The following is a 6,033-nucleotide window of genomic DNA, read 5'->3' as shown; positions in this document are numbered from 1 at the left end:
ACATTACAAAAACTCCCATCATGGTAGAAGTAGAGTTTTGTTTTTTCTACTGTCTACTATGATGGGAGCATATCAAACTCTGGCTGGCCTTTTTTTATGTGCGTGTTACGATGGGAGAAATTTATGATGGATTATCGAAGATGGCTTAATGCCTGCTAGCTGTGATGATATAAGTAGATCGAACAACCGCAGCACGCGCGATAAAAAAACTTGAAATGAACGGCTTTATTGAAAAGAAAGACGATGAGCATAATAAAAAAAACAAAAAACTCTTTCTGACAGAGAGAGGGGAACAGGTTTATCCTTTTATCAAACGGGAACATGATTATTCTAATACTGTTGCTTCAGAAGAATTCTACGAAAGTGAAGCAGAAACTCTATTTAACCTGCTAACAAGAGTCGGAAAAAATGTAGAAAAAGACTGGGAGTATGTAAAGAAGGAGGATAATGACGATTGCACGCGTTTTGTTTATTAATGGAGGTTCCGAAGGACATATTAATCCGACCATAGGCCTGGTTCAAGAACTGGTTCGTCGTGGCGAGGAAGTCGTTTATTGTATAGCAGATCAATACCGTGATCGCGTCGAACAGGAGGGTATAAAAGTCATCACGTTTGATATCAACAAATTTGTAGAGGCTTTTCTGGCCCGTGGAAGAAGCCCTTGGGGACGAGTGAGCGGACTTTTGCGTACTGCTGACATCATCATTCCCGGCGTCCTGGAGCAAACCAAAGGAAAACGATTTGATTACATTATTCATGACTCAATGTTCGGCTGCGGAAGATTGCTTGCCCAAATCTTCGACTTGCCAGCAATCAACTCGTGCACGAGCTTTGCATCTCAACAAAATAACTTTGACCGTCTGCAAGACCAGCTTTCAAGCCATTTTCCGGCAGAAGTGAATGAGCGTGCACAACAGGAGATTCAGCAACTAGCCAGCAAGTTGGAAGCGAAATACAATGTACACGTTGGCTCTGCCTACGAGGTTTCTTGCAATCCTGCGCCATTGAACATCGTCTATACTTCGAAAAGCTTTCAACCGGGTGGAGCAAGCTTCGATGACAGCTTTAAGTTCATTGGCCCGTCAATCGTTCCGCGTTCAAGTGGTCCTTTTGATTTTGCTCATGTGGACTCGGATCACCTGATTTATATTTCCTTCGGCACGGTTATCAATCAAGCAATGGATTTCTATAAGATTTGTTTTGCTGCGTTTGCCGAAACGAAGTACGGCGTAATTCTATCCGTCGGAGGGCAATCCCTGATTGCTGAACTGGGGGAGATCCCAAAGAATTTTTCCGTTCACAGCTACGTCCCGCAACTCGAGGTACTGCAAAAAGCCAAGTTATTTATTACACACGGTGGCATGAACAGCACCAGCGAAGGCCTTTATTATGGCGTGCCGCTGATTGTAATTCCTCAAAGCGCAGACCAGCCTATGGTGGCGCGGCGTGTTGCTGAAATCGGAGCAGGCGTCCATTTAAATCAAGACAGATTGACCGCGGAAGAGCTCAGAGAGACGGTAGAACGTGTGTTCAAGGTCAAATCAATACGAAAGGCAGCCCTTGAAATGGTGGTTCTTTTCGGCCTGCGGGCGGATATCATCGAAGAAATCTTCGCATATAAACGAAGTCTAGGATTGAATAATTAAATCATGCTTCACGAGCATTTGTGTATACTGCTGGCCGATGGCCGGCTTTTTTTTAACAACATGAGTTGAGTATGAGCAATACCACTTCCGAAAGGTTCTTTTCCATCGAATTCAATTTTTCTATGTAACTTTTTTGCTCTATTGGTGTTTATTAAGTTGAAGGAGATAACCGTTAGGCAAGGAGTGGGAATCATAAATCATATGGTGAAGTGAATATGCCATGGTCACATTACGAAAATTAAAATGTCGCGGGAGAAGTGAGAATGTTTAAAACTATAAAAGACATGACTTTGAACATGGCTATGCTCCTCAATAAGCCTTGTTTCTAAAATTATTCTTTGCGTTGCTTCTTAGCGTACCGTTTACAATTATAAATTTCAATGCATACCTAAAAGGCAACCCACCTTCAATTATGAACTTAGTGAGTACTATTCTCTTTTTAATTTTATGGATGTCATGGGGAGGTTACAAACATTATAGGAACAAAGTGAACACTCATTTTCTTAAGTTCAGCTCCATATACTGTCTTTTCTCTATTGCATGTGTTTTTGTAATGTATCTTATAGATTCAATACTTTTTGCAATACCAGTAGGAATAATTATTTTAGGTCCAGTGTATGGGTTAAGATATTTCTTACCCTCAGTATCATATGAAGCATTCGGATTTATTAGTGTAATAATAGTGTTTGCTGTCAGTTTGATTGGTTCCTTTATAGGATTTATGACAAGTAAAAAAGCAGCAAGTAAGTTCAGTAATGGATTGACCTGTAGTGAGCTAAAATAAAAACGCCTTCGAGAGAATGCAAGCATTTTCCATGGAATTTCATTAGGCTTGGGCAGGACGGTTCAATAAATTCATGAATATTCTAAATGTGTAATTAAAACTCAAATATACCTTTTTTTGACTAACTATTCCATTTCATAACATTTATGTTATACTTAGCCTAACCGATTGAGTAGTGCCTTGCAAGGACACTCAGCATCGAAGAAACTGCTCTTGAAGTCGAGAATATGGTCATTCTACTACAAGAGAGTAATCTAATAATCTTATTATTCTCGTAAATGTCAAGGAGGTGAAAAGTATGGAAATTCAGCCATTAGCAGCGTGTCCTTCCGGATATTCTGCACAAGGGAATTCATATGGCAGCTGGTTCTGTAATGGAGAATGGTGTAGTCCATTAAATCCGTTTTCGGATCGCCAAAAAGTTAGGCATATATACATTCGTTGTGTTCGTAGTTCGGATGGCGCTATCCAAGACGTGTACGCTAATACCGAGATTGAATGTACATGTCCTAATTAATCCATCTTTCTGATGGTCGATTATTAGGTTCGCTCCTGATGTCATTCGTTCTTGAACGACTGTGACTTGAGAGTTCCCTTAATCCTGGTGATTGTGCATCCAATCAGTAGTACGTTAGAGTGTGGGAATTGCAGCGAATTCGAATGACCGACATGCAATTGAAACTCCTGCACCCCCAGTACCCGTTTCGGTGACGTGTTCGTGTATATGCACATGCCGTCACCGAGCACGGCGGGGATAAACCAGTCAATCCAAACGCAAGATATTGGTTCACGAAAACGTGTCAAGTAGTCCTACGGAATACGTAAAAGTATCTTTAGATTTACTCTTTGTTTCTGCATTAAGGGGACGAAGATTATAAGCGCCCGTAATAGAAAGTTGGTGCCATAATAAGTATATTTTGGAAAATGGGAGCTCGAAATTTCATGGCCCAGATACGGCAAACGCTACTCACCGTATGCATAGGGTCTATCGGTGTCGTTCTGATTTTTTCTTGTTATTTTGTCATTTCTTCTATTACACATAGCAAATCACAATGGGAAGAAAAGCACTTTGGTGTAATTGGTACAGAGATTTATTCGCGTGTCGGACTTGATTTGACCGAGGCTCAGATTAAAAATGTTCAAACGAAGCTTCAAACCAGAAATATTACCAGTCTTCCCTACGTTTCTCAGGTCGTTTCCGTGCACAGCGGGAATAGTGATGAAGCCAGGGAAGATAGCATCGTTGCATTAGGGTTTGATTTTCAAGTTGCTCGGGACTTAGAACCGAAGCAACCGCTGTGGTCTACGGATCCCCTGTCAGAAGAAGAAGCGATTGTATCGGTTCCGCTAGCACGGAGGTTGGGACTTAGTGTCGGTGAAACAATGGTAATCTCGTTTGCTGGGCAAGAAGTGCCTGTAATGATTCGTGATATAGCAGAGGAACGTGGATTAACAGGTTTTCGCGGAACAATGAGGGCACAAGGGACAGTTATTCTCTCTGATACGCTTGCGCATCAGCTATTCGGCGTTCCAGAAGCAAGCGCACACAGTATGTTACTGGCGACGAACAAGATGTATTCATCATTACCAGGCAGTTCATTCTTTACGGATCTCACGGAGAGAGCAATCAAAAAAGAAGCACTATCTCATATGTCGATGGTGCAGAGTATTTTCACGCCTCCATTTTTATTTTTTGTCGCTGTTTCTTTGTTCGCTGGAATTCTGCTGTTGGCGCAGTTGTTTAATATTCTGAAAGAAAGGCGCAAATTTTATATTGGCGTGCTCCGATCGCTTGGACTCAGTAACCGCAAATGCTTTGTCATCTACATGAGTGAGTGTACGTTACTGTGTGCGGTCATTACCATCTCGGGAGTTGTTCTCGGAAATGTACTCGGTTTCGGATTATTATCTGTTAATGTATTTTATATCGAACAATTACTGGAACGGTATGCCGCTTACGCCTATCCAATCCAACCCCACGTGAATGTGACGGCAACATGCTGGATTGCGTTGGCCATGTTTATCGTTTTCTTACTCCTTGCTTGTTTTGTCGGGCGTTTCATTAAGCGCACATCCATTTTGCACCTTATGGGCAAGGAGGATAATCGTGTGAATCCGGCACAGAAGCGTCTACTCAAAATCTTAGGTTGTCTCCTTGTCACAGTGGCATTCATATATTTTAATTATATCGCCACAGAGGGGATTTCAGATGGCGATAGGCTTGATGCAAAAGTATTCGGTTCGATTATAAGTTGGCTTATTGGAATTATAACGACTGCCTATCTTGTGTTTCTCATTGTACCTTGGATGAAACGGGCCTCCTCCATTTTGCCACATCGGTGGTTGAATCGTTTGGCTGTTACGTTAGGCACGCAGTACCCGCATATGCGGTTTAATCGTTCATTTGGCATCGTTTTATTGTTCACGGTATTATCCTGCTGTTTGATTGTGATGATAAGTTTCGCTTCCAATGTTGAAGATTATGCCGCTGTAAACAAGAGAGATTCTTTTATGGCTACCGACGCCTATATGTCTTATGTCGATGAGCTGGAAAAAAATGAGCTGACAGTCAATATGAATGAAGTGAAAGAAATCGTCCAAGGTGCTGCCTACGTGGATACGTATAGAATACTCGTTTCATCTCCCGACAATGCAGTTGATCTTACAGAATTAACACCCCCTATGAATGGTTACAAATGGGCACATTCCCAAGTTGTGTGGGGAAAGTGGCTAGGGAAAGGTTACCAATTACCGCTTACCTCCCGTGCGCCGCAATTTCAGAGCGATGCAGAAGTATTTCAAGCCTTGAGCGATCAAGCGTCTGTCGTTCTCGTGGATGATAAATTGGAAGGCACATACCAAGTAGGCGATCAGATTCCGCTTCGTTTATTGAAAGGTGGGGGCAAAGAGGAGAACCTGATTGGAGAGGAAGTGGTCACGGTAGCGGGAACGTTCGCCATTGGTGATGATAACCGCTTCAAAGGCAAGGTATTTATAGTGGCTGACGAACTTTACAACAAATATAGCAAAAGCGGCGCCTATAAGTGGCCTGGGGATCCCAAAGGCTATGCGCTGTTGCAGTTGAATGATACAGATGTGACGGCGGTAGATCCCATAAAGACACTGAAATACCATTTTACAAAAACAGCTGGTGTTACGGTGAGTACGCCTGGTGAGGACCAGGCAATCATTACGATGATTGTTAAAGCTGAATTCACTCTGTTCTCTTATATTATGTCATTCATGATGCTTATGGCCTTGCTCGGCATGTATGTGATTCAGATTCGATCTGTACAGGAGCGGGTTCCCCATATGGTTATGTTATGGCAGATGGGTGTAAGTCAAAAGTCGTTGAAACAGGTTTTTATCGTAGAGGGTTGCCTGATTGGTATCGTAGGGTTGATTAGCGGTATTGTGGTCGGAATGCTCGGTTCGGAGATGCTGATGCGTTTGGCGTGGATGGGTGTTGAGTTTTCGTTCCCTTATCTGAAAGTGACAGGTCTCATCATCGGATTGCTGATCTTCATCTGGTTGTTTAACCGACTCAGCACAGCCGGATTAAGACGTTTACAGATCAGTCGGACAGAGTAACATGGGAGGAG

The 6,033-nt window shown here is 42.5% G+C and carries 2 protein-coding genes and 1 pseudogene; all 3 read left to right on the top strand.

Annotated elements, in window-relative coordinates; all coding sequences use genetic code 11:
* Window positions 1–173: 173 nt before the first annotated feature.
* Window positions 174–476 (top strand): annotated as a pseudogene (locus AM231_RS09690) (MarR family winged helix-turn-helix transcriptional regulator); the annotation flags it as partial.
* Window positions 448–1,647, top strand: coding sequence for a macrolide family glycosyltransferase (locus AM231_RS09685; RefSeq protein ID WP_242615108.1), 1,200 nt, complete (start codon window positions 448–450; stop codon window positions 1,645–1,647). The pseudogene AM231_RS09690 and the gene AM231_RS09685, both read left to right, overlap by 29 nt.
* Window positions 1,648–3,373: 1,726 nt before the next feature.
* Window positions 3,374–6,022, top strand: coding sequence for an ABC transporter permease (locus tag AM231_RS09680; protein ID WP_054402429.1), 2,649 nt, complete (start codon window positions 3,374–3,376; stop codon window positions 6,020–6,022).
* Window positions 6,023–6,033: the final 11 nt, after the last annotated feature.

Origin of the sequence: Paenibacillus solani (assembly GCF_001277345.1) — a bacterium.
Lineage (GTDB): Bacteria > Bacillota > Bacilli > Paenibacillales > Paenibacillaceae > Paenibacillus_AQ > Paenibacillus_AQ solani.
Note: the sequence above shows the minus strand (reverse complement) of the source record. Positions and strands in the feature narration are given on the sequence as shown.

Coding starts and splice junctions, on each gene's coding strand:
- AM231_RS09680 (WP_054402429.1), top strand. CDS start 3,374: ATGGCCCAGATACGGCAAACGCTACTCACCGTATGCATAGGGTCTATC.
- AM231_RS09685 (WP_242615108.1), top strand. CDS start 448: ATGACGATTGCACGCGTTTTGTTTATTAATGGAGGTTCCGAAGGACAT.